The organism is Okeania sp. SIO2C9, from assembly GCF_010672455.1.
Classification (GTDB): domain Bacteria; phylum Cyanobacteriota; class Cyanobacteriia; order Cyanobacteriales; family Microcoleaceae; genus Okeania.
The window spans coordinates 1-21,951 of record NZ_JAAHGO010000059.1; the positions used below are offsets into that span (position 1 = coordinate 1).

Consider the following 21,951-nt stretch of genomic DNA (forward strand, 5'->3'; position numbering starts at 1 on the left):
AACATATTGGTTTCCAAGTTCAAAAGGGCAATGTGTTGATAAATTTATCTCGTTTTGATGAAGCTGAGGCAGTTTTTCAACAGTTAATAGAAAAGTATCCACATCAACCTCAAGGTTATGAGGGTTATGCTAGATTAAACCATAGTTTAGGAAATTGGAATTTAGCTTTGGAACGTTGGGAAAGTGCTATTGAAAAGTTTCCAGAAAATATTGGTTTCCAAGTTAGCAAAGGTAATGTGCTGATAAATTTATCTCGTTTTGATGAAGCTGAGGCAGTTTTTCAACAGTTAATAGAAAAGTATCCACATCAACCTCAAGGTTATGAGGGTTATGCTAGATTAAACCATAGTTTAGGAAATTGGAATTTAGCTTTGGAACGTTGGGAAAGTGCTATTGAAAAGTTTCCAGAAAATATTGGTTTCCAAGTTCAAAAGGGCAATGTGTTGATAAATTTATCTCGTTTTGATGAAGCTGAGGTAGTTTTTCAAAGGTTAATAGAAAAGTATCCCCATCAATCTCATGGTTATGAGGGTTATGCCAGAGTTGCTAATAGTTTTGCTAACTGGGAATTAGCATTGGAGAGATGGGAAAATGCTATTGATAAGTTGCCCCACTATTTTAATTTCTATATACAGAAAGGTAATGTATTAATTACTTTATTTAGATATCGAGAAGCAGAAACTTTATTTAATCAAATTATCTCAAAATATCCTCATCAACCTCAAGGTTATGATGGTTTAGCTAGAGTATCAATGCACGCGCAAAAATGGGAATTAGCTTTAACTCGTTGGCAAACTGCTATAGATAAGTTTCCCAATAATCTTGCATTTTTAGTTGGTAAAGCTAATGCTTATATAGAATTACATAAATTTGATTCAGCTCAAGATTTAGCAGAAAGAATATTTCGTCAGTATCCTAACCATTATCAGCAAATATATGCTCTCAAAAAAAATATTGTACTGCGGTCTTCACTTAAAAGATTAAGCGAAGTTGGAGATTATTTTAAATCTTTGCTATCTAAATCAGAGATTTCTCCTATTACTGATTATTGCCACCAAATACTGTTAGAGTCGATAAATAGCTTTGCTCAAACTATAACTAATTCTACTACGCTCGGTATTATTGGCATAGCTGTTAAAAGATTATTAGATGATTACTTTTTAGAGGTATCCCCTGGAGAGATATTAGCTTGTACATTTAAAAAGTTAATTGCTCAAAAATTAGGTAATGAAAATTTAGATTTGCAGCAGGCAGAAATATTATGTACTGAAGCAAATTTTGACGCTGCTCTAAATATTTATCTTAATCTAGGAGACGAAATTGTAGAAAAATTTCTTCCTGACTATCCAGAACATATTGATAGACTTTTTTCTCAAAAAATAGAGCATAGTGTAACAGCAGCTTTACAAGAAAAATATGGCAGTTTGGAATTAGCAAGGGAAGCGCTAGAAACAGATTTAGTTAATGAAGATTTTGATGGGGATAGTATTTATTCCCAACTGGGTTATTTATTAGTACATCTCGGCGAAAGTGAGAAGGGTTTGGCATATTTAAACAAGAGGATAGAAATGTCGGTTTATAGTCAGGATGCCTATATTAAATTGGGCTATGCTTTACTCAAGTTAGGCAAAAAAGAGTCGGCACTTGCTAATTATAAACAGGCAGTTAAATTAAATTTAGCCTTAGCTTTATTAGGTGCGAATTTAATAGAATGGGTTAGTTATAAGTATCAGCAATTAACCAATAGTAGCTGTCAAAAATTAGGAGTATATCAACGATTTTCAGATTTATTAGTTCAACAAGGTTTGTCAAAAGAAGCTCTGGAAGTTGCCCGTAAAGTTAAGACTAAATTTGGTAATGGATATCATAGTAAAAAAGTTTTGATATCTATTTTAGTTGCTCAAGGAAATAGACAACAGGCGTTAGAATATCATCAGCAAATGTTGAAAGAAAATCCTCAAACTGCTAATAAAAATTTGGGTGCTTTGAGAAGTTGTAGACACTTAGAAAAATTTAAAAATCGAACTTTTCTGTCAGCAATGCTGTGCGATAGATTTAAAATTGCCTATGCTATGATTCCTAAATGTGCTTGTAGCACAATCAGAGCTACTATGCAATGGTTAAAAAACAGACAGGATGATGATTCTAAAATAATTAGTAAGCCCAAATATCAATCTTATCAATACTACGCAGTTAATATTCAAGATGTGGCAGAAAATTATTTTAAGTTTGTAGTAGTGAGAGAACCGATCAAGCGTTTTTTATCAGCATTTTCTAACGTGATTTTATTTCACAGATCGGCATTTGAAAAATCTCCATCATTAACTAGCGCTCAGTATTTATCAATTGCTAATTTGGGAATTAATCCTAAGATAAACTGGTTAATTGAAAATTTAGAGTTATATTCAGAAATGTCTAATTATTGGAGTTCTCATATAGAACCCCAGCATACCTTCATGGGCAATCAAGTAAAAGGATTCGATCGCGTATTTCAAGTAGAGTGTTTAGGAGAATTAGGGGAAAAATTATCAGAAATAACTGGCATTGAAATTAACTTACCCAGACTTAATACTGGAGGCAGAAAAATCTCATTAGCAGAATTGTCAGAAAAATCTATGAAAAAATTAATTGACTTTTATTCTAGAGATTATGAGTTACTAAAAGATTATTATTCTCCAGACAAAATTTGGAATGAATATCAAGCATTGAAGAAGTAGCAAGCAATACTTAGCGATCGCCTCTCGTGACATGAAAATAGGCGATCACTTTCCCAATTACCCTAAAGTCACAAAAAAACTATGACGGCAACCAACTCTCTCAAAATCGCCAAGGAGCTAAACTAGAAGATGCTCGTCTAAAATATCAGAGACTCATCGAATTAAACCCAATTTTGCCTGGAATTACTATTACCGAAAAATTCAGGTATAAAGCCTCTGTTTATAATTAATAATTGATAATTGACAATTGATAATTATCAATCCAATAGTTTTCATGCTCCACTATCCATTATCAATTGTTAAAGATGTAATTAGGGCTTGCTCAATAAAGTCTTTTTGCTGGGGTAGGAGACAGGAGACAGGAGACAGGAGACAGAATAAATGGGAATGAGCGAGGAGGTAGGAGCTAAGTTTTGTAAGAATGATTTTTCTGCCATAGTCAGCAAAAATATTAGCTTTTTGCAGCTCTTTACACCGAAAAGTTGGTACTTTTTTCAACCCAAAAATCCTAAAGTCTTTATCTGTCAATACTTTGAGAATTAATCAGCAAGCCCTAATTATCCATTATTAATTATTAATTATTAATTATATTAAGCTTGTTTGTGTTTCCAAACTTTCCAGCTGGTATAAATAAGTAAACCTGTAGCACTAAAAGCATAAATTGCACCACTAGGAATACCAGAAAAAGCCATAGCTAAACTTCCTACCCAAAGTGTTAATGAATAGATAAAAAAAACTGTCAATCTTTGGGATAAACCAGCATCTAATAAACGATGATGAAGATGGCGTTTATCTGCAATAAAAGGAGATTTACCATTTCGTAAACGGTCTATAATTACAGCAGACATATCAAGAATTGGCACTGCTAGTATTAGATATGGCAAGATAACAGAAGTAACCACAGTAGTTTTCACTAAACCTATTACTCCTACTCCTGCTAAAGTAAATCCTACATAATAAGCTCCTCCATCTCCCATAAATATTTGAGCTGGATTAAAATTATAACGAAGAAAACCCAATGTTCCACCAGCTAAAGCTGCGGCAATTAAAGCTGCTGCCGGTTGATCCATAAATATACTTACAATTAACATCACAAAAGCCGCAATACCAGAAACACCAGCAGCCAACCCATCTACACCATCAATCCAATTAATTGCATTTGCCATCCCCACTAACCAGATAACAGTTACAGGCCAGCTCAGAATATTAATATGTACTAACCCATAAAAAGGAATTGTCAGAAACTCAATTTGTACACCTACTATCCAAGCCATACTAGCAGCAATAGTTTGCGTGAATAACCGGAATAAGGGAGATAAACCAAACAAATCATCTGCTAAACCAATTAGAAAAAAAGCTAAACCACCAACTGTTACACCCCAGATTTCAAACTCTTTTTCTGGAGGCAAAATATTACCATTAGCATCTATAAATCCTCCTAACCACCAAACAACTAAAAGGGCAATTAGGCTACCAATAAAAATAGAAACTCCTCCCAAACGTACCATTGGCTGTTTATGAATTTTTCGACCGCCTGGACTATCCACAAGTCCAATTTTTAAACCAATTTTGCGGATAATTGGTGTAATTAAAAGTACAACAAAAGTTGAAATTATTAAGGTAATCAAATGGTACAGATAATGAGGTATCTGAAATAATGGGGGGTTAAAAGTTAATAAGAAATTATTAATTTGGCCTAGTATCATCAGGATATTTTGCTACTATATAAATAATTGGGTATAGTTATAAAAATACTGGAGCTTTCGATCGTCAAACCTTAGTCTAAATTCCATATATAGTGGATTTAAACTATAGTGCTACGGTATATATAGTATTTTTTGTAGATAAATGGGTCTTTATCTATATACTTGAGACATTGTATTGAACGCCTCTACTAATTCATAATGCAATATACAGGTTGAGGATTAAATCTAGTCTTTAATTTGCTAGTAGCTCAAGACTAGAAATTAATCTCAAATTAGAAGTTACCGATTTACCGAAAAATTGGGGTATGCGCCTCGTCCATAAGCGGGAGACTTTTTGATTGATTAAGTTGGAAGACATAAGCTATAGTATGATTGTCACGGATGGGCAATCCGAGACATTAAACGGAATTGGAGGGAAGCGTAGGACTACTGCCAAGGTAGCAGCACCCAGTGTTAGCGGAGCTTTGCGCTAGCAAAACGTCAACCCACCGAAGAGCTAAGGCTCAGTTTTGTTTCTCCGCGCCTTCAGGCCGGAGAGGATGTCAAAATATTTATGTATAGTCAGTGACATACTCCCACACTAAGCTGGCGCTATAGTGTGGGCTTCTCGTTTCGCAGCCCTGCCATTGCATCGGGCTCCACGAGCTTTAAGGACGGAATGCCCTACCGCCCTATTTTTGATATTTATCGCTGCATTTCCTAGGTCATGCTGCGCAAACAAGTCGCGGTCTATTACAATACCGCAATGTGGACAAGAATGAGTTCGTATGTTTAATTCTTTAGGGACTTTTTCCCCACAATTTGAGCAGTCTTGGCTAGTATTTTTGGGGTTTACTGCTATTGTTTTCTGTCCAGCATTTGCCTCTTTCAGAGGAGCTGCGCTAACGGCTTTGACAGTCAAAATAGACAGGAATTGACCCCATCCAGCATCGTTAATTGATTTACTCAAATGAGTCTTTGCTAGCCCTTTAATGTTTAAGTTTTCATGGGCGATAACATCCGCTTTTGATAACAATTCATTAGCTGTTTTAAAGTGAAAAGATTTACGTTTATCGGCTACCTTTTTATGTTGTTTGGCTACAGCTTTAACAGTTTTTAGCCTCCTTTTACTTCCTTTTTTCTTTCGATATAAACGTTTTTGTAGAGTCTTTAATCGCTTCTGAGATTTTCTATAGTATTGAGGGATGGGGACAAATTCTCCTTCACTTGTTACTAAGAATTCCTTCAACCCCATATCGATTCCCAGAGTATTTTTTAATGTAGGTTCAACATTAAAAGTCAAAGCTGGAACTGATTTTTCTTCTAGGGATAAAGTCACATAATAACCATCAGCTTTACGACTAATAGTAACAGTTTTAATTTGAAAACCATCAGGTAACGGCCGATGTTGAATCAACTTGATATTGCCTATTTTGGGCAAGTTTATCTTGTTTTCTTGAATGCAGTCTTGCTTGATTTGAGGATAAGTAAAACTACGATAACGTCCTTTTCCCTTAAACCTTGCTTTCCCTAGTTTATGTCCATTTTTGTCTGCTGTAAACCATCTATCAAAGGCAAGTTTTACTCGTTTTATGCAATCCTGGCATACCTGAGAATGAATCAGCTTGTACTCAGGAAACTTGTCTTTGGTATTGACCAAATCTTTTTTTTGAGAGTAATAATCTGGATTATCTCTAAGTTGAGGAATTGGCATCACCAAGGGGCAAGCGTTAACTGAACAACGGTTTTCTTCCCACCATGAGAATCTTTCACTCAAACGATAGTTGTACTGACGACGCAACAATTCTAACCACAATTCTATTATGGCTATTTGTTCTTTGTTAGGCCTTAATTTATATTGGTAAGCAGTCCGCATGGTGGAAAATTTCCGGGGTTATAGCAAAATAATAATACAAGTTTTTCAACTAGGGCGAAAGCTTCTGCTGGGATGGTATGCAAATTGAATGGGCATCGAACCTATTCAATTTGCCACCGATTCATCCACCAAATCTGCATATTATGGTGTGAGGCTTCTCGGCGATTCAGCTAAAACTATAGCGCTATACATAAAACCTCAATTTCTGAAAAATCCTCTCCTCAATTGTCCATCTAAAATTATTTAGACTAGACTGGGAACTTTAGCCATGAGATGAGGATAGAGAGGAAAGCGATCGCACAATGATGCTACCCTATCTCGACACATTTGAGCTACCCCTTCATCTTCTTTATTGAGTAATCGTTCAGCAATAATATCGCCTATTTCAGTAAATTCAGCAGCTTTCATACCTCTTGTGGTCATTGCAGGAGAACCCAGTCGGAGGCCACTGGTGACAAAAGGAGACTCTGGGTCAAAAGGTACAGTATTTTTATTAGTAGTAATATTAACTCCACTCATCAATTTATCTGCCTTTTTCCCTGTCATACTTACTGACCTTAGATCCACCAACATAACGTGATTTTCCGTACCACCAGAAACTATTTTTAATCCGCGTTCTTGCAGTTGAGTTGCTAAAGCACTAGCATTTTCAATCACTTGGCCGGAATAAGCTTTAAATTCTGGCTTGAGAGCTTCTCCGAATGCTACTGCCTTAGCTGCAATAACGTGTTCTAACGGACCCCCTTGAGTTCCGGGAAATACTGACTTGTCCAGTTTTTTGCCTAATTCTGGATCGCGAGTCAGAATCAAACCGCCTCGTGGCCCCCTTAAGGTTTTGTGGGTAGTAGTTGTGACTACATCACAGTAGGGAACTGGGTTAGGATGATGACCCGTTGCCACTAAACCTGCAATATGAGCAATGTCTGCTAATAAATAAGCTCCAACTTCATCAGCGATCGCCCGGAATTTCTCAAAATCAATTATCTGAGAATAGGCGGAATAACCACAAATTAGTAGTTTGGGTTTATGTTGCTTTGCCAATTCGAGAACTTGGTCATAATCTATAGTTTCTGTTTTCTGACTGACACCATAATGATGAACATTAAACCATTTACCAGAAATATTAACTGGAGAACCGTGGGTCAAATGTCCGCCGTGAGATAAGTCCATTCCCATGATGGTGTCCCCTGGTTGTAACAAGGTGAGGAACACGGCAAGATTGGCCTGTGCTCCAGCATGGGGTTGTACATTGGCATGGGCAGCTCCAAATAATTCTTTGGCACGGTCTATGGCTATTTGTTCGATTTCGTCTATAAATTCACAGCCGCCGTAGTAACGTTTACCTGGGAGACCTTCGGCGTATTTGTTGGTGAGTACGGAACCTTGGGCGGCCATTACTGCTGCTGAGGTAAAGTTTTCACTGGCAATTAGTTCTAGGTGGTCTTGTTGCCGTCCGTATTCTTTTTGAATTAGTTCGGCTACTAATGGGTCAGTATCGGCGAGAAAGTTAGCGTTAATCATGTTGTATATTTTTTGAGCTTGTATTAGTAAAGTATAAGCCCCACACTAGCACTTACATTTCTAGTCTGGGGCAGAGAGTTTAAGTTTATATGTAGTAGAGTTATGGTTAATTGACTTTTAGAATTTATTTTCAATCACTAACTCACTCAATGGTAATTGTCCTGGTTTTGGCCAAGGTTCTTTAACTTTTTTGCCAATAGCCAACATAGGACCCATTACATAATCTTTGGGTAAATTTATTAATTCTGCTACTTTTTGAATATCAAAACCAATCATCGGGCAGGAATCATAACCCATTGCTTTTGCTGTTAACATTAAGGTTTGCATTGCCATACCTATTGAACGTTGAGCTTCATCTCGCTGAAGCCATTCACGCCCTTGATGGAAAGGTTCTATCATACCTACAAGTTGCTTTGCGACTTGCTCTGGAGCATTTTGCCAATAGCGATGAGGTTCTTTTTCCCAAGCTTTCATATCTGCTGTAAAGAGAATGAGCAAAGAAGCTTCTGTCATTTGGGCTTGATCGAAACCAAGCTCTCGGATCTTTTGTCGTAATTCTGGGTCTCTAAGAATAACAAAACGCCAATGTTGAATATTAAAGCTGGTAGGAGCTTGAATTGTTGCTTCTAGAAGTTTTTGTTCTTCTTGGGGTGTTATTTTATGGTTAGGATCATAATGTTTTACAGCGCGACGTTGATAAATTACTTCTAAAGCATCCATTGAGTCAAATTCCTCTTGATAAGTTTAAGATTTAGAAACTGAGTTTTTCAATAAAATGAAAACTCAAGTTGCCCTATTGAGGTTTTGTTTGTTAGGGAAAGGTTTTGCTAAATTTTACCTGAAATTAAGAGCAAATAATCTATCTAATTTTTGAGTCCTAAAAAGCTAGTCATTAAATTCCGATTGTATAGGAATACATACTGGAGAGTAAAGTACCCAAACCTTTCGCGTAGGGAACAGGAAAAAGGGAATAGAGGATCAAAAATAGAATTTTTCTGTAGTGTTGTGAAATGTTTGTAAGATAGCATTAATAAATTTGTATACTACTTTATTATCATCACATAGGGTGTATATTTGTTCAAATTTGTCTGCAATAATTAAAATACGATTCTGTGGATAATTATGCTGTATTTTATCAAAAATTTTTGATAATGAAGTAGTTTGATTTTAAAGTAATTTTTTTAGCTTTTTGGCTTTATTATCTCATTTTTTTTCATTTATTTCTGGAATATAGAGTATGACTAAAGCTTTAGCAAGAGCATAAAAAGGATTTTTTCCAGGGCTAAAATATGCAAATAACCAATTTTTTGCTTTTGCTAATTTAGGCACTAATTATGCTAAAACCACTGAATATTTACCACTTTTTGATGCACCTAAAATTGGAATAAGATTCTTGACTTTAACATCCTTTAACCAATTTTTTTACAAATTTATCTCTACCACAAAAGTATTTAGCATTCTCTGGAATAAAACTATACGAACCTAGATAGAGAGAATTAATATTTTCCTCTGTTTGATGAGAATCTCTTTTCTCTTTTTCGGCGTTGATTATTTTGGCTATGATTGTGCTTTAATGGCTATTGCCTAACTATTAACTCAAAGTATTTTTCTTTTGCCAAATTTAGGTTTCATAACTTGCTTGATTCACCAACGCCTCTTTTTCTAAATAAGGTTTGAGACTACTATTGCGTATAGGCAAATAGTAATGAATAATTTTTTAGTTTCTCATTTGCGATAAGTTATGGATTTTCTCTCGGTGGAGCCTTCGGAGAATTTTCAGAGAATGATAGTAGATGGAAATTTATGCTCATCAAAGGTTTGAGACTACTATTGCGTATAGGCAAATAGTAATGAATAATTTTTTAGTTTCTAATTTGCGATAAGTTAGTGATTTTCTCTCTGTGGAGCCTTCGGAGAATTTTCAGAGAATGATAGTAGATGGAAATTTATGCTCATCAAAGGTTTGAGACTACTATTGCGTATAGGCAAATAGTAATGAATAATTTTTTAGTTTCTAATTTGCGATAAGTTAGTGATTTTCTCTCGGTGGAGCCTTCGGAGAATTTTGAGAGAATGATAGTAGATGGAAATTTATGCTCATCAAAGGTTTGAGACTACTATTGCGTATAACCAAATAGTAATGAATATTTTTTTAGTTTCTAATTTGCGATAAGTTATGGATTTTCTCTCTGTGAAGCCTTCTGAGAATTTTGAGAGAATGATAGTAGATGGAAATTTATGCTCATCAAAGGTTTGAGACTACTATTGCGTATAGGCAAATAGTAATGAATAATTTTTTAGTTTCTCATTTGCGATAAGTTAGTGATTTTCTCTCTGTGGAGCCTTCGGAGAATTTTCAGAGAATGATAGTAGGTGGAAATTTTGTCTCATCAAAGGTTTGAGACTACTATTGCGTATAGGCAAATAGTAATGAATATTTTTTTAGTTTCTAATTTGCGATAAGTTATGGATTTTCTCTCGGTGGAGTCTTCGGAGAATTTTGAGAGAATGATAGTAGGTGGAAATTTTGTCTCATCAAAGGTTTGAGACTACTATTGCGTATAGGCAAATAGTAATGAATATTTTTTTAGTTTCTAATTTGCGATAAGTTATGGATTTTCTCTCGGTGGAGTCTTCGGAGAATTTTGAGAGAATGATAGTAGGTGGAAATTTTGTCTCATCAAAGGTTTGATACTCTTCCCTATTGAATACTTAGGATAAATTTAGCCACCAACCTCCTACTAATCCGCCGATAGTAATAACTGTCTGTAGTATCATAGAAATAGTAAAAACTTGTTGATTTTCTATTTCTCTTGATTTTTGAATTTCTTGATTAAAAACTTCAAGATATTTTCCATTTTCTTTGAGAATAAATTTAGCTTCTTCAATACCAAACCTTGATAAATTTTCTTCTTGCTCTACCAAAAATATATTGTAACTTGGATTTTGAAATAAAGATTTAAGTCCTTGGCGATATTGCTTTAATTCCTCTGTTTCTTCTGTAGAACCATTATCTACAATGTATTGAATACGGTCGAGTTTATACCCTTGTTTATTTGCATATTTATGTAAAAACTGACGCTGTTTATCTAGAGCAGTAGAGTTTGTTTTACAATCTTGATTTTCAGGGTTAATTACTCTAACAAAAATACAAACTTTAGGCTCATCTAAAGGTACTTTACTTTTGTCGATCTGGGTATTTGATATTAGTTGCAGGCTTCCTGCCCATATTGCTGCTAATATGGTAAAACCAATTACTATTAATAGATTTTTTCCTAGTTCTACTTGAATCAGTCTATCTAAAAGAGAAAACTTTATAATACCTGTTACGAGAGCGATCGCTTCTAGGATTGGTAATATAATTCCAGGTATATAAATTGCATAACTTAGTTTATTAGCACCAAGATTCAGCAGATAAATCATAGGTATTGTTAACAATAACCAAATGATTTTTAATATTAAAGGAAAAACAGTTAAACCTAAACTATATAACCAAAAAAGTATTGCTAAAAATGGTGTAACTCTACATAGATTTAGAATATAGTTAAAATAATTTTTGGGATATTCAGGAAATATATTACATAAGAAACCAATAGACAGACAACTAGCAGCCATACCAAAATCATGTTCTGTACCGACAGTTTTACTTTTTTGAAGAGGGAAAATTTTCGGTAACAGAAACCAACTTAATAAAATAATTGAACTAATGGTAATAACACGAATTATATCTACATATTGAAATAAGGAGCCGATTATTATTGCTACAATCAAATTAGTTATTAGAGATAATCCAATAGTTAAATGTAGAGAAAATGATGTTTTCATACTATTATGAAGAGATATGTTGAGATAGATGGTAAACTTTGCTATAGAAAAATCTAAAAAATCTCTGACGTGAAATTATCTTTTTGTATTTCTATCTTCATCTAGAGGTACTGATAACTGTTAGCGTTTGCGTAGCATTCCGTAGAAAAGCTCTGACCTTAGGAGGCTAACTGATAATTGATAACTGAAATAACCTGTTCCCTTAAACCTAAAATTTTGTACCTCACAAGTACAAGAATTGCTATAATTTTAATGAGAATAAATAGAAACAAATCTTGAGTTTAAATTTATTATAACTCAAGAAAATTAAAACTTTTTACTTATACGTTCAACTAATATAGTGTTTTCAAATGAGATGTAAATCTAGATTGAGCTTTTTCTAATCAAAAAAATCCTGTCTTGAGTATCCATTAATTATTGTGCAAAGCTACTATTTAATGCTGTTTTCTCTTCTTTACTGTTCCCAGATCCGGTGTTCCCTGTTCCCTTTTGAGTAAGACTCTGTTTCCGCATTTCAAATGAAAACGCTATAGTTAATTACTCTCAGCTTCATACATAATATCAGTGCGCAAAACATATTTAATGCCTGACTTTACCATGTCACCACAATGTAATTGACGATGGAAAAAAAATAAAGCATCTCCTTTATTTCCCGCTACTTCTTTACTTCTAAATTTTGTTGCACCACCTTCATAATTATCATTTAGATAAAATAATAAAGTCCATCTCGAACGTTCACCATTTTCTCTTTCATAGTAACCATCATAATGCCAACCAAACTTTTGACCAGGAGAATATTTATAAAACCTAAATCTCTCATTTAAACCAGTACAATATAATCTTTTGCATGGATTTTTTATGTAAGGCTTTGTTATTTCAAATAATTCTTTTGCTAATTTTTCATCATCGAAAATAACTCTATCATTATTTCTAATATTTGTGCCCATAATAAACCCTTGACTTGTTGTAATAGTTGCTGGTTCAAATCCAATTGATTCAGCCATTTCTATGTATTTATCGCATTGCTTTTCAGTCAGTAACTTTCGGACTACAAATAATTTATCTGAGTATCGATCTATTTGATTCATATAGAATCTTTTTTTCTTAATTTAAGTTTAGATACAATTAACCTACATTTGCAAAACAAACAGGATGCTTTTTATAGCTAAGAAAGAATTGGTGCTTGACTTATGGGGATGATGAATCTTAGACTAGAGTTTTTCTAACTGTTCCCTACTATATAAACTGGAAACTTGTGTTACCGGATAATTACAGTAGTTTCGGAGTTAGTGAGGTACAAAATTTTAGGACTTTAGGCAACAGGCAACAGGCAACAGGCAACAGGCAACAGGCAACAGAGAATTAATAAACTGTACCTCACGCTTCCTAAAAAGTGCTGTAATAATTATTAATTATTAATTATTAATTGTTAATTGTTAAACTATTCCCTGACAACTGCTGCGAAGTCTAATATCAATCCTTTTTAGCTGATGATAAAGTCACTCCAGTAATTACATTTTTTGGCAGTTTAGGAGGTGCAGGATCGACTGTTAAATATAAAATACTACTGTAGGGAATAACTTGAATACTATTATCTGTTAATTGTAAAACTAATTGATCGGATTTTTGAATTTGAAAAAGACGACTAGCAATACCAATATCTTCCCATCCTTGTCCCGATACTTCAAAGGTTTGAGTTTCTCCATTAATATAGGTTATTTTGACTTTAAAGGATAAAGAGTTTTCTTCAGTATTCATAATGATTATATTTTCAGAATAAATATCTACTTGATTACTAATGTTAAGTTAAATATTGAAGATTATTATCAGTCAATATGACAATTTTAGAACTTGCACACCCTATAATACAATTTCTCAAAAACTTTTCTACATTTTCGCATTGCCGGGGAGTAGGGGAGTAGGGGAGAATTCATTAATCAATTATCAATTAATGAACTAATCCTATGTAATATTTTGGTGGTAATTAGGAGTTAGGAGTGAGGAGTATTAACGAAGTCACCAACTCAGAAGTTATTTTTGTAACAGGGATTTGAACCCCGCTCCAAAAATATTTCGCCTGAAAAGGCGGGGTTTTAAACCCAATTTTTTTGATGATTTTCAAAGTTTTCCGTTAATATTTACTGTGATAAAAATTTTCACAACCAATGCACGGATTGCTAGATTTCCTCCTTTTCTCGATCGGGGAAAACGTCAAAAATAATCACTGATTTAGTATTAAAAATTCTATATCTAAGCTAAGAATTTTTGCTTATTTATGAAAAAGATTTTTATATGAAATACAAAAAATTGTACAAATATACGAATCTCCCCATCTCCCCACATTCTCCACATTCCCCACACTCATCTCCTAGATAACTAATTGCCTTCTTCCTTCTTCCTTCTTCTTTCTTACTTCTGCAATAAAGGCGCAGCATTTAACAATGTCTGAGTATAAGAATGTTGAGGATGATTAAATATTTCTTCTGTTCTCCCCTCCTCAACAATTTTTCCACCATTCATAACAGCAATTCTGTCACAAATAAATCTAGCCACCCATAAATCGTGAGTAATAAATAAATAGGTTAAATTTAATTCTTCTTTTAACTCCAACATCAATTCCAAAACTTGAGTTTGAATAGTAGCGTCCAACATACTCACAGGTTCATCACAAATAATCAGTTTTGGATTAGTAATCAAAGCTCTGGCAATAGCTACCCTTTGTTGTTGTCCTCCAGATAATTCTGAGGGGTATCTTGTTCCATATTCTGCTACTGGAGTCAAACCTACCTTTTCTAACATTTGCTCCACTTGAATTTTAGCTTCCTCTACACTAGCCAAGTTATGGATAAATAGAGGGTCAGTTACTATCTGGTCAACAGTCATCATGGGGTTGAGACACGCTAGGGGGTCTTGAAATATCATTTGCATTTCCCGACGATAGGGTTGCAATGCTGATAAAGAGAGAGTTGTTAAGTCTTTGCCTTGAAATTCGACCGAGCCAGAAGTAGATTTAATTAACTGTAAAATAGTCCGAGATAAGGTACTTTTGCCACATCCAGATTCTCCAACTAATCCTACTATTTCCCCTGGATAGAGGTCTAGGTTAACTCCATCCACTGCTTTGATAAGTTTACTTTTTCCAGAAAATAATAACTGCTCTATAAAATTACTTTCTAAGGTGTAGTGCTTCTGTAAATTTTTGACCTGCAAAATTGGTTTGAGGATTTTGGGAACTTCCGTTGATTCAGATTTTTCTGGTTGAATTTGAGCAGGAATAGATTCAACTACTTGAATATGTAAGGCAGCTTGAAATAGAGATTTGGTATATTTATGTTGAGGATTGTAGAGAACTTGTTTAATGGAACCTGTTTCTACTATTTCACCTCCGTACATTACAGCAATACGGTCACAATATTCTGCCACCATTGCCAAATCGTGGGAAATTAATAACAAGGAAGTCTGACGTTCTTGGCAAAGTCTGGTAAGTTCCCCTAAAATCTGAGACGCTATAGTTACATCCAAGCTAGTAGTAGGTTCATCCGCAACAATTAACTTAGGGTCCAGTAATAAAGCTAAAGCGATCGCCACCCTTTGTCGCATTCCCCCACTAAATTCATGGGGATATTGAGACCAACGACTGGCAGGAATATTTACCGCTTCGAGAGTTTCTATAGATTTTTGTTGTGCCTGAGATTTAGATATATTGGGTTGATGAGCTTGAATTGTTTCTACACAATGATCCCCAATAGTCATTAATGGATCGAGGCGAGTCATAGGGTCTTGGAAAACTAATGCTACTGCTTCTCCACGAAATTTTCTCAGTCGGGAGGGGTTCATCCCAAATATGTATTCTCCCCCAAATGTTATAGACCCCTCAACTTGTACTGACTTAGGTAATAATCTCATGGCAGCACGTCCAAGGGTAGATTTGCCGCATCCAGATTCTCCCACTAATCCTAATTTTTCACCTGGTTGAAGTGTGAGGGAGACATCATTTACTGCCCAATGAGATTTTCCACGTTTTTCGGGATAAGCTACTCGTAGATTTTTTATATCAAGTAAGGAATTCATTACTAGGTGGTAGGTCGTAGGTTTTAGGTCGTAGGTTTTAGGTTTTAGGTGTTATACCATTTTGATAAATGTTTGTTACAAATGGTAGGGACGTTGCATAAGGGCGTCCGTACGAAAGAAGGAAGAAGGAAGAAGGAAGAGGGGAAAAATATTGAGAAAAAGGTAAAAACGATAGGTATAAATATCTAAAATAAACTGGAGCAGCTATTTTTAAGCATATTCGATAAAACTCTACCCTTTTGTAGCATTCTTTTTTCAAAGTGGTATTATGACAGCTTAAAAAAAGGATGTTACTAATAGTTTCGCTTCTTTAGATGTTAAATAATTTTGGTTAAATTACTGTATTCTCAAAGTTTTAATTCCTCAAAATATTACTTTTAAATTTTTATTTTTAACTTCTAGTTTCGCTTCTTATAGATGTGAAATAATTTCAGTTAAATTACTGTATTCTCAAAGTTTTTAATCCTCAAAATATTACTTTTAAATTTTTATTTTTAACTTCTAGTTTCGCTTCTTATAGATGTGAAATAATTTCAGTTAAATCACTGTATTCTCAAAGTTTTGAGTCCTCAAAATATTACTTTTAACTTTTGACTTTTAACTTTTGACTTTTTACTTCTAGTTTCGCTTCTTATAGATGTGAAATAATTTCAGTTAAATTACTGTATTCTCAAAGTTTTAAGTCCTCAAAATATTACTTTTAACTTTTAAATTTTGAATTTTTATTTTTAACTTCTAGTTTCGCTTCTTATAGATGTGAAATAATTTCAGTTAAATCACTGTACTCTCAAAGTTTTAAGTCCTCAAAATATTACTTTTAAATTTTAAATTTTTACTTCTAGTTTCCCTCCTTTATATATGAAATAATTTCAGTTAAATTACTGTATTCTCAAAGTTTTAAGTCCTCAAAATATTACTTTTAACTTTTGACTTTTTACTTTTGAGTTCTAGTTTAACTTCTTATATAGATGTGAAATAATTTCAATTAAATTACTGTAATTTCAAAGTTTTAAGTCCTCAAAATATTACTTTTAAATTTTGACTTTTTACTTTTGACTTTTAACTTCTAGTTTCGCTCCTTTAAATGTGAAATAATTTCAGTTAAATTACTGTATTCTCAAAGTTTTGAGTCCTAGAAATATTACTTTTAAATTTTAACTTTTTACTTTTGAGTTCTAGTTTCGCTTCTTATATAGATGTGAAATAATTTCAATTAAATTACTGTAATTTCAAAGTTTTAAGTCCTCAAAACATTACTTTTAAATTTTAACTTTTTACTTTTGACTTCTTTACGTGAGGTGGCGCAGAATTATTTTTTCATTCTTTCCTCTTCCTTCTTCCTTCTTCCTTCTTCCTTCTTCCTTTCATAAAATATTAACTTTGACTCCCTAAACTAAATTTTCCATTTAGCTCCTTTCTTTTATTTTCAAATCTGCGTAACATATAAGTAGCAGCACAATCTCCATGAGGATTATCCTCTAATATATCTGCTAATTGAAAAACATACTCAGCTATTTCTTCTCCCAATTTATCAATAACAGTCTGACGATTAATCATTTCTTGTTGATGCTGACGCACCTTAGCTTGCCATCGACTAGAAAACATCTCATGTATTTTTGTGTGCAGTCCAAGGGATTCTAAAATTTTCCACTCTTCAGCATTATCAAACCAAATACCACCATCATGTAGACAACGTTCTATATAGAAAGGTTTTTTAATATTTATTTTGATGCGTGATAAATAAGTACCACATTCTGGACATAACCCCGCTTTACCATCAAAAGGGGAGGGGACAAAATCTTCAAATTGATTATAAGGTAATATTTCTTCTGGGGCATACCATGAGGGTAAACTGGCTAACCAGGCTTCATAATTTCTTCCCGAAATCCAAAAACCTTCAGATTCTGGGCAGTATTTTACCGGGATAATATCATTCAAAATGGCATCTTCTAAATCTACATCGTACTTGGGACTTTTCATCATATATATTCCTAATCCTGTGTTAATTTTGTTTGACTAAGTATATTTCCGCAATAGCCTATGAGGGTTTTTAGGCGGTCTTTGATAGTGGCCAATCGTTTTTGTGTTGTTTGAGGATTTCGAGATGCTTGCAAAAAAATTAAATCTACATATAAGAGTCGAAGTTCCTTGTGGATCTCCGTTAGGTAAGACTTGATCTGGAATACAATAGATTGATCTAATTCTAAGTTATCTAGGCTCATAATCTGAGTCTCGAAAAACTGTTGGAGTTCTTTCTTCATGGCCGATATTTTTTCTGGCTCTATATTTTCTTGGGCCATAAATTGTTGCAACTGATTCAGCAGTTGACTGAATTTTTGATATCGCTGATTATGCTCCTTTGGTAACATAATATAAATAAATTAAATTAGTATATATAGCAATTCCCAAGAAGCGTGAGGTACAAAATTCGTTTGCTTTAGTAGGGGCGTTAACGATAGTTATGCGCAAGCTTTCGGCCGTTCACCCCTACAGGAGTAATAATTTGGGAAACAAGCAATAGAAAAGAAGAAACACAATTGTACCTCAGTAACTTGAGAAACACTATATTATGAATGTACAAGTTAATAACATAGGATATTCACAAGCTCAGTAAAGTTACAGAATCAGTTTTAATTTACAGATAAATTAATGTCACTCTACGATTACTGATTTGATGAATATTTTTGATACTTTTTTAGAGTCATAATCTATTTATACTCAAGAGTAATTATGTCTTCAATTATTAAGTTATATTGTAGATATCCTTAGACATCAACCCCGATTTGATAATATAATCTTATCCCAATGATTATATATAGTTTTCCATATTTTTTTATAAGAATTAAAGTATAAAAAATAACAGATAATATCAAAAAAGCTGTAACTATAAAGTACAAAGCTAATTGAAATTAAGAACGCTTTCTCATCAACTATAAATTGATAATTTCGGTTAATAAAATACTGAAATATAACTATAGTATATCTAGTTAAAATTAGCTAAAAAAACAACCAATTAACCTGATTTATAAATTAACTCCTATGAATACAAAAACTCTAGCACCTAAATCTGTAATTTCATGTGTAATTCCTGACTGGCTACAAGAATGCATAGATAGCAGAAATAACAGCGATAATTTAACTAGCTGTTCCCTGGATACAGCATTAATCTGTCAAGCATTTGAATTTTCTTATAAGTTGCATGAAGGGCAATATCGTAAATCAGGAGAACCTTATATATGTCATCCTATAGCTGTTGCGGGATTGTTGAAATATCTCGGTGGTGATAGTGCGATGATTGCTGCAGGTTTTCTACATGATATTGTTGAAGATACTGATGTAACTATTGAAGAAATAGAACAAAAATTTGGCTCGGAAATAGCTTTATTAGTTGAAGGTGTAACTAAGCTTTCTAAATTTAATTTTTCTAGTAAAACAGAGCTACAAGCTGAGAATTTTCGCAGGATGTTTTTGGCAATGGCAAAGGATATTAGAGTAATTGTTGTGAAGTTGGCAGACAGGTTACACAATATGAGAACTCTGCAACATTTGCCACGTCATAAACAGTTAAGTAAAGCATTAGAAACACGGGAAATATTTGCACCTTTAGCAAATCGTTTGGGGATTGGTCGAATTAAATGGGAATTAGAAGATTTATCTTTTAAATATATAGAACCAGAAGCTTATCGAGAAATTCAAGCATTAGTAGCAGATAAAAGGGCTGACCGAGAAGCTAAATTGTTAGAAATGACAGAAAATTTACGACAAAAATTAGACCAAGCAGGAATAGAATGCTACGACATTAGTGGTCGTCCTAAACATCTGTATGGAATTTATCGGAAAATGCATTTAAAACAAAAAGCATTTCACGAAGTTTATGATATTGCTGGACTAAGAATTATTGTGAATAAAAGAGAAGATTGTTACCGAACTTTAGCCATTATCCACGATTCTTACCGTCCTATTCCTGGAAGATTTAAAGACTATATTGGTCTGCCAAAACCTAATCGTTATCAGTCATTACATACAGGAGTAATAGGTAATGCAGGTCGCCCTGTAGAAGTACAAATTAGAACTGTAGAAATGCACCATATTGCTGAGTATGGAATTGCCGCTCACTGGAAGTATAAAGAAACCGGATCGAGTAATACTAAAATTAATGCTGAAGATGAAAAATTTACCTGGTTAAGACAGTTATTAGAATGGCAAAGCGACCTGATAGACGATCAAGAATATTTGGAAACTATAAAAGGTGATTTATTCTATGAAGATGTTTATGTATTTACACCAAAAGGTGATGTAATTTCTCTTAAACAAGGCTCGACTTCGGTAGACTTTGCTTATCGTATTCATACAGAAGTGGGAAACCATTGTACAGGGGCTAAAGTAAATGATAAAATTGTTAGTTTAGATACTCCATTAAAAAATGGTGATATTGTCGAAATATTAACTCAAAAAAATGGGCATCCTAGTCTAGATTGGCTAAATTTTGTTGTAACTGGTGGGGCGCGAAACCGTATTCGTCAGTGGTATAAACGTTCTCATCGGGAAGAAAATGTATCTAGAGGGAAGGAATTATTAGAAAAAGAATTGGGTAAAAAAGGTTTTGAATCTTTACTCAAGTCTGAGCAAATGCAACTTGTTGCTGAGAGATTTAATTACCATAATGTGGAAGATTTACTAGCAGCTTTAGGTTACGGTGAAATAACTTTAAATTTAGTAGTTAATCGATTACGAGACGCAACTAAGGAAGTCACACAAGTTGAGCAAAATTCAGATATTTGTGAAGAATTTTCTGAGCATAAATCTAGTTTAATGCTGCCTCGTACAACTCAAATTTCATCTTCAGATAAATCTCATCCTATTGCTGGAGTTGAAGGTTTAATGTATCATTTGGCTGGTTGTTGTAATCCAATTCCAGGTGAACCTATTATTGGTAGCGTAACTCGCATTAATGGTATTTCTATTCATCGTCAAGGTTGTTCTAATGTGGAAAATGTACCTGGGGAAAGGTTAGTTCCTGTTAGTTGGAATTCTACTAATAAAAATCAAGGACGACCTCAAACTTATCCAGTTAATATTTGTATAGAAGTGATGGATAGAGTGGGAGTTTTGAAAGATATTTTGTCTCGTTTGATGGATAATAATGTTAATGTCCAAAATGCTCAAGTTAAAACAAATCCCGGTCATCCAGCAATTATTAATCTATGTATTGAAGTGAGCGATCGCCAACAATTTGAAAAGACTTGTACTCAAATTAAAAATATGAGTGATATTTTGAATTTACGTCGTCTTAGTCAAGTTGAATAGTTTTTTTGAAGGAAGAAGGAAGATGAAGGAAAAATGGTAAGTATTTTCTAGATCGTGCTGCACAAACAGCAATAAAAATGAATCACCTAATATCATGTATCTTGAAATACCCATAATAAAAATTTTAGGGAATAGGGAACAGGGAACAGAGTTAACGAAGTCAGAAGTCAGAAGTCAGAAGCGGTGAGACCCCGCGACGACGCAAGTCGCACCTGGTAGCGCACCAAGAGAGTCAGAAGTTAACCCACCCCTAGCCCCTCCCCCTCCCCTCCTGGGAGGGGAAGTAGGGGATTTAAGCCCCGCTCCAAAAATATTGCGCCTTAAAAGGCGGGGTTTTAGACCCATGTTATTTTGATAAATTTATCAGAGAAAACATTTTTATTATGGCTAATTAATCAGACTTGATATAAGTATTCTTTTGACAGCTAAGATTAACAGATTTGCTTTGATCCATACTTTTAATTTTATGAAATTTATCAATACTAATTCCTTTTTCAAGGCAATGAAGCTGATAACTGATGGTTGACATATAAATGCTGACAATAAAGGTCAATTTTCCAGGGAATTTAAACAGTTTTAAATGCAGAATTACCAATATTTAAAATCGACCTAGTCATTCTAGATAAAAGATGAACATTAGCTATATATCAAGATAAGTAATTAGAGCTTGCTGATTAAATCTAAAAGCATTGACATATAAAGACAAGTGCCTTTTTTTGGGCCTTTCAAAAGTGCCTGGTTTTCAGCTGTTTATGCTCATGCATGGAGCGTATTTTAGGCTCATAGTTGGGCATAAAAATCCCAAATTGACAATTGTTACTCCTACCTACTCGCTCATTCCCATTTCTCCTGTCTTCCCCTCCTGGGAGGGGGAGGGGCGAGGGGTGGGTTGTCTCCTACCTCCTACCCCTACTAAAAGACTAGTGCCGCTACGCGGAAGTTAAAAGTC

At 34.0% G+C, this 21,951-nt stretch carries 13 protein-coding genes; 2 read left to right on the top strand and 11 right to left on the bottom strand.

The window, feature by feature from the left end:
* A partial coding sequence (locus F6K23_RS30020; protein ID WP_293162666.1) for a tetratricopeptide repeat protein occupies positions 1-2,717 on the top strand: 2,717 nt, incomplete at its 5' end.
* A 590-nt stretch (positions 2,718-3,307) separates the two neighbouring features.
* Here the strand turns inward: F6K23_RS30020 and F6K23_RS30025 are convergent.
* The 11 genes from F6K23_RS30025 to patD all read right to left on the bottom strand — a co-directional run bounded on the left by F6K23_RS30025 (position 3,308) and on the right by patD (position 18,064).
* Positions 3,308-4,366: a glycosyltransferase family 4 protein gene (locus F6K23_RS30025; protein WP_293162754.1), complete on the bottom strand. Its 1,059-nt coding sequence runs from the start codon at positions 4,364-4,366 to the stop codon at positions 3,308-3,310.
* Between the two features lie 637 nt (positions 4,367-5,003).
* Positions 5,004-6,278, bottom strand: coding sequence for a transposase (locus F6K23_RS30030; RefSeq protein ID WP_293162669.1), 1,275 nt, complete (start codon positions 6,276-6,278; stop codon positions 5,004-5,006).
* Between the two features lie 243 nt (positions 6,279-6,521).
* Positions 6,522-7,799: a serine hydroxymethyltransferase gene (glyA, locus tag F6K23_RS30035; protein ID WP_293162672.1), complete on the bottom strand. Its 1,278-nt coding sequence runs from the start codon at positions 7,797-7,799 to the stop codon at positions 6,522-6,524.
* A gap of 117 nt (positions 7,800-7,916) precedes the next feature.
* On the bottom strand, positions 7,917-8,519 hold the full coding sequence (locus F6K23_RS30040) for a nitroreductase family protein (RefSeq protein WP_293162675.1): 603 nt from the start codon (positions 8,517-8,519) through the stop codon (positions 7,917-7,919).
* Between the two features lie 1,992 nt (positions 8,520-10,511).
* Positions 10,512-11,624, bottom strand: coding sequence for a hypothetical protein (locus F6K23_RS30045; protein ID WP_293162678.1), 1,113 nt, complete (start codon positions 11,622-11,624; stop codon positions 10,512-10,514).
* 533 nt (positions 11,625-12,157) lie between these two features.
* The gene (locus F6K23_RS30050) at positions 12,158-12,712 is read right to left on the bottom strand and encodes a 2OG-Fe(II) oxygenase (protein WP_293162681.1); all 555 of its coding nucleotides are present in this window, start codon (positions 12,710-12,712) and stop codon (positions 12,158-12,160) included.
* A gap of 385 nt (positions 12,713-13,097) precedes the next feature.
* Positions 13,098-13,382, bottom strand: coding sequence for a hypothetical protein (locus F6K23_RS30055; protein WP_293162684.1), 285 nt, complete (start codon positions 13,380-13,382; stop codon positions 13,098-13,100).
* 530 nt (positions 13,383-13,912) lie between these two features.
* Positions 13,913-14,059, bottom strand: a complete 147-nt coding sequence (locus F6K23_RS30060; RefSeq protein ID WP_293162687.1) for a hypothetical protein — start codon at positions 14,057-14,059, stop codon at positions 13,913-13,915.
* Complete coding sequence (locus F6K23_RS30065) at positions 14,034-15,695, bottom strand: ABC transporter ATP-binding protein (RefSeq protein ID WP_293162690.1); 1,662 nt, start codon at positions 15,693-15,695, stop codon at positions 14,034-14,036. Before F6K23_RS30065 ends, F6K23_RS30060 begins: the two co-directional genes overlap by 26 nt.
* 1,374 nt (positions 15,696-17,069) lie before the next feature.
* Complete coding sequence (locus F6K23_RS30070; protein ID WP_293162693.1) at positions 17,070-17,678, bottom strand: zf-TFIIB domain-containing protein; 609 nt, start codon at positions 17,676-17,678, stop codon at positions 17,070-17,072.
* 8 nt (positions 17,679-17,686) lie between these two features.
* The gene (gene patD / locus F6K23_RS30075; protein WP_293162696.1) at positions 17,687-18,064 is read right to left on the bottom strand and encodes a heterocyst frequency control protein PatD; all 378 of its coding nucleotides are present in this window, start codon (positions 18,062-18,064) and stop codon (positions 17,687-17,689) included.
* Positions 18,065-18,734: 670 nt separating this feature from the next.
* Between patD and F6K23_RS30080 the strand changes: the two genes are divergently transcribed.
* Complete coding sequence (locus F6K23_RS30080; protein ID WP_293162698.1) at positions 18,735-21,002, top strand: bifunctional (p)ppGpp synthetase/guanosine-3',5'-bis(diphosphate) 3'-pyrophosphohydrolase; 2,268 nt, start codon at positions 18,735-18,737, stop codon at positions 21,000-21,002.
* The last annotated feature ends 949 nt before the right edge of the window (positions 21,003-21,951 follow it).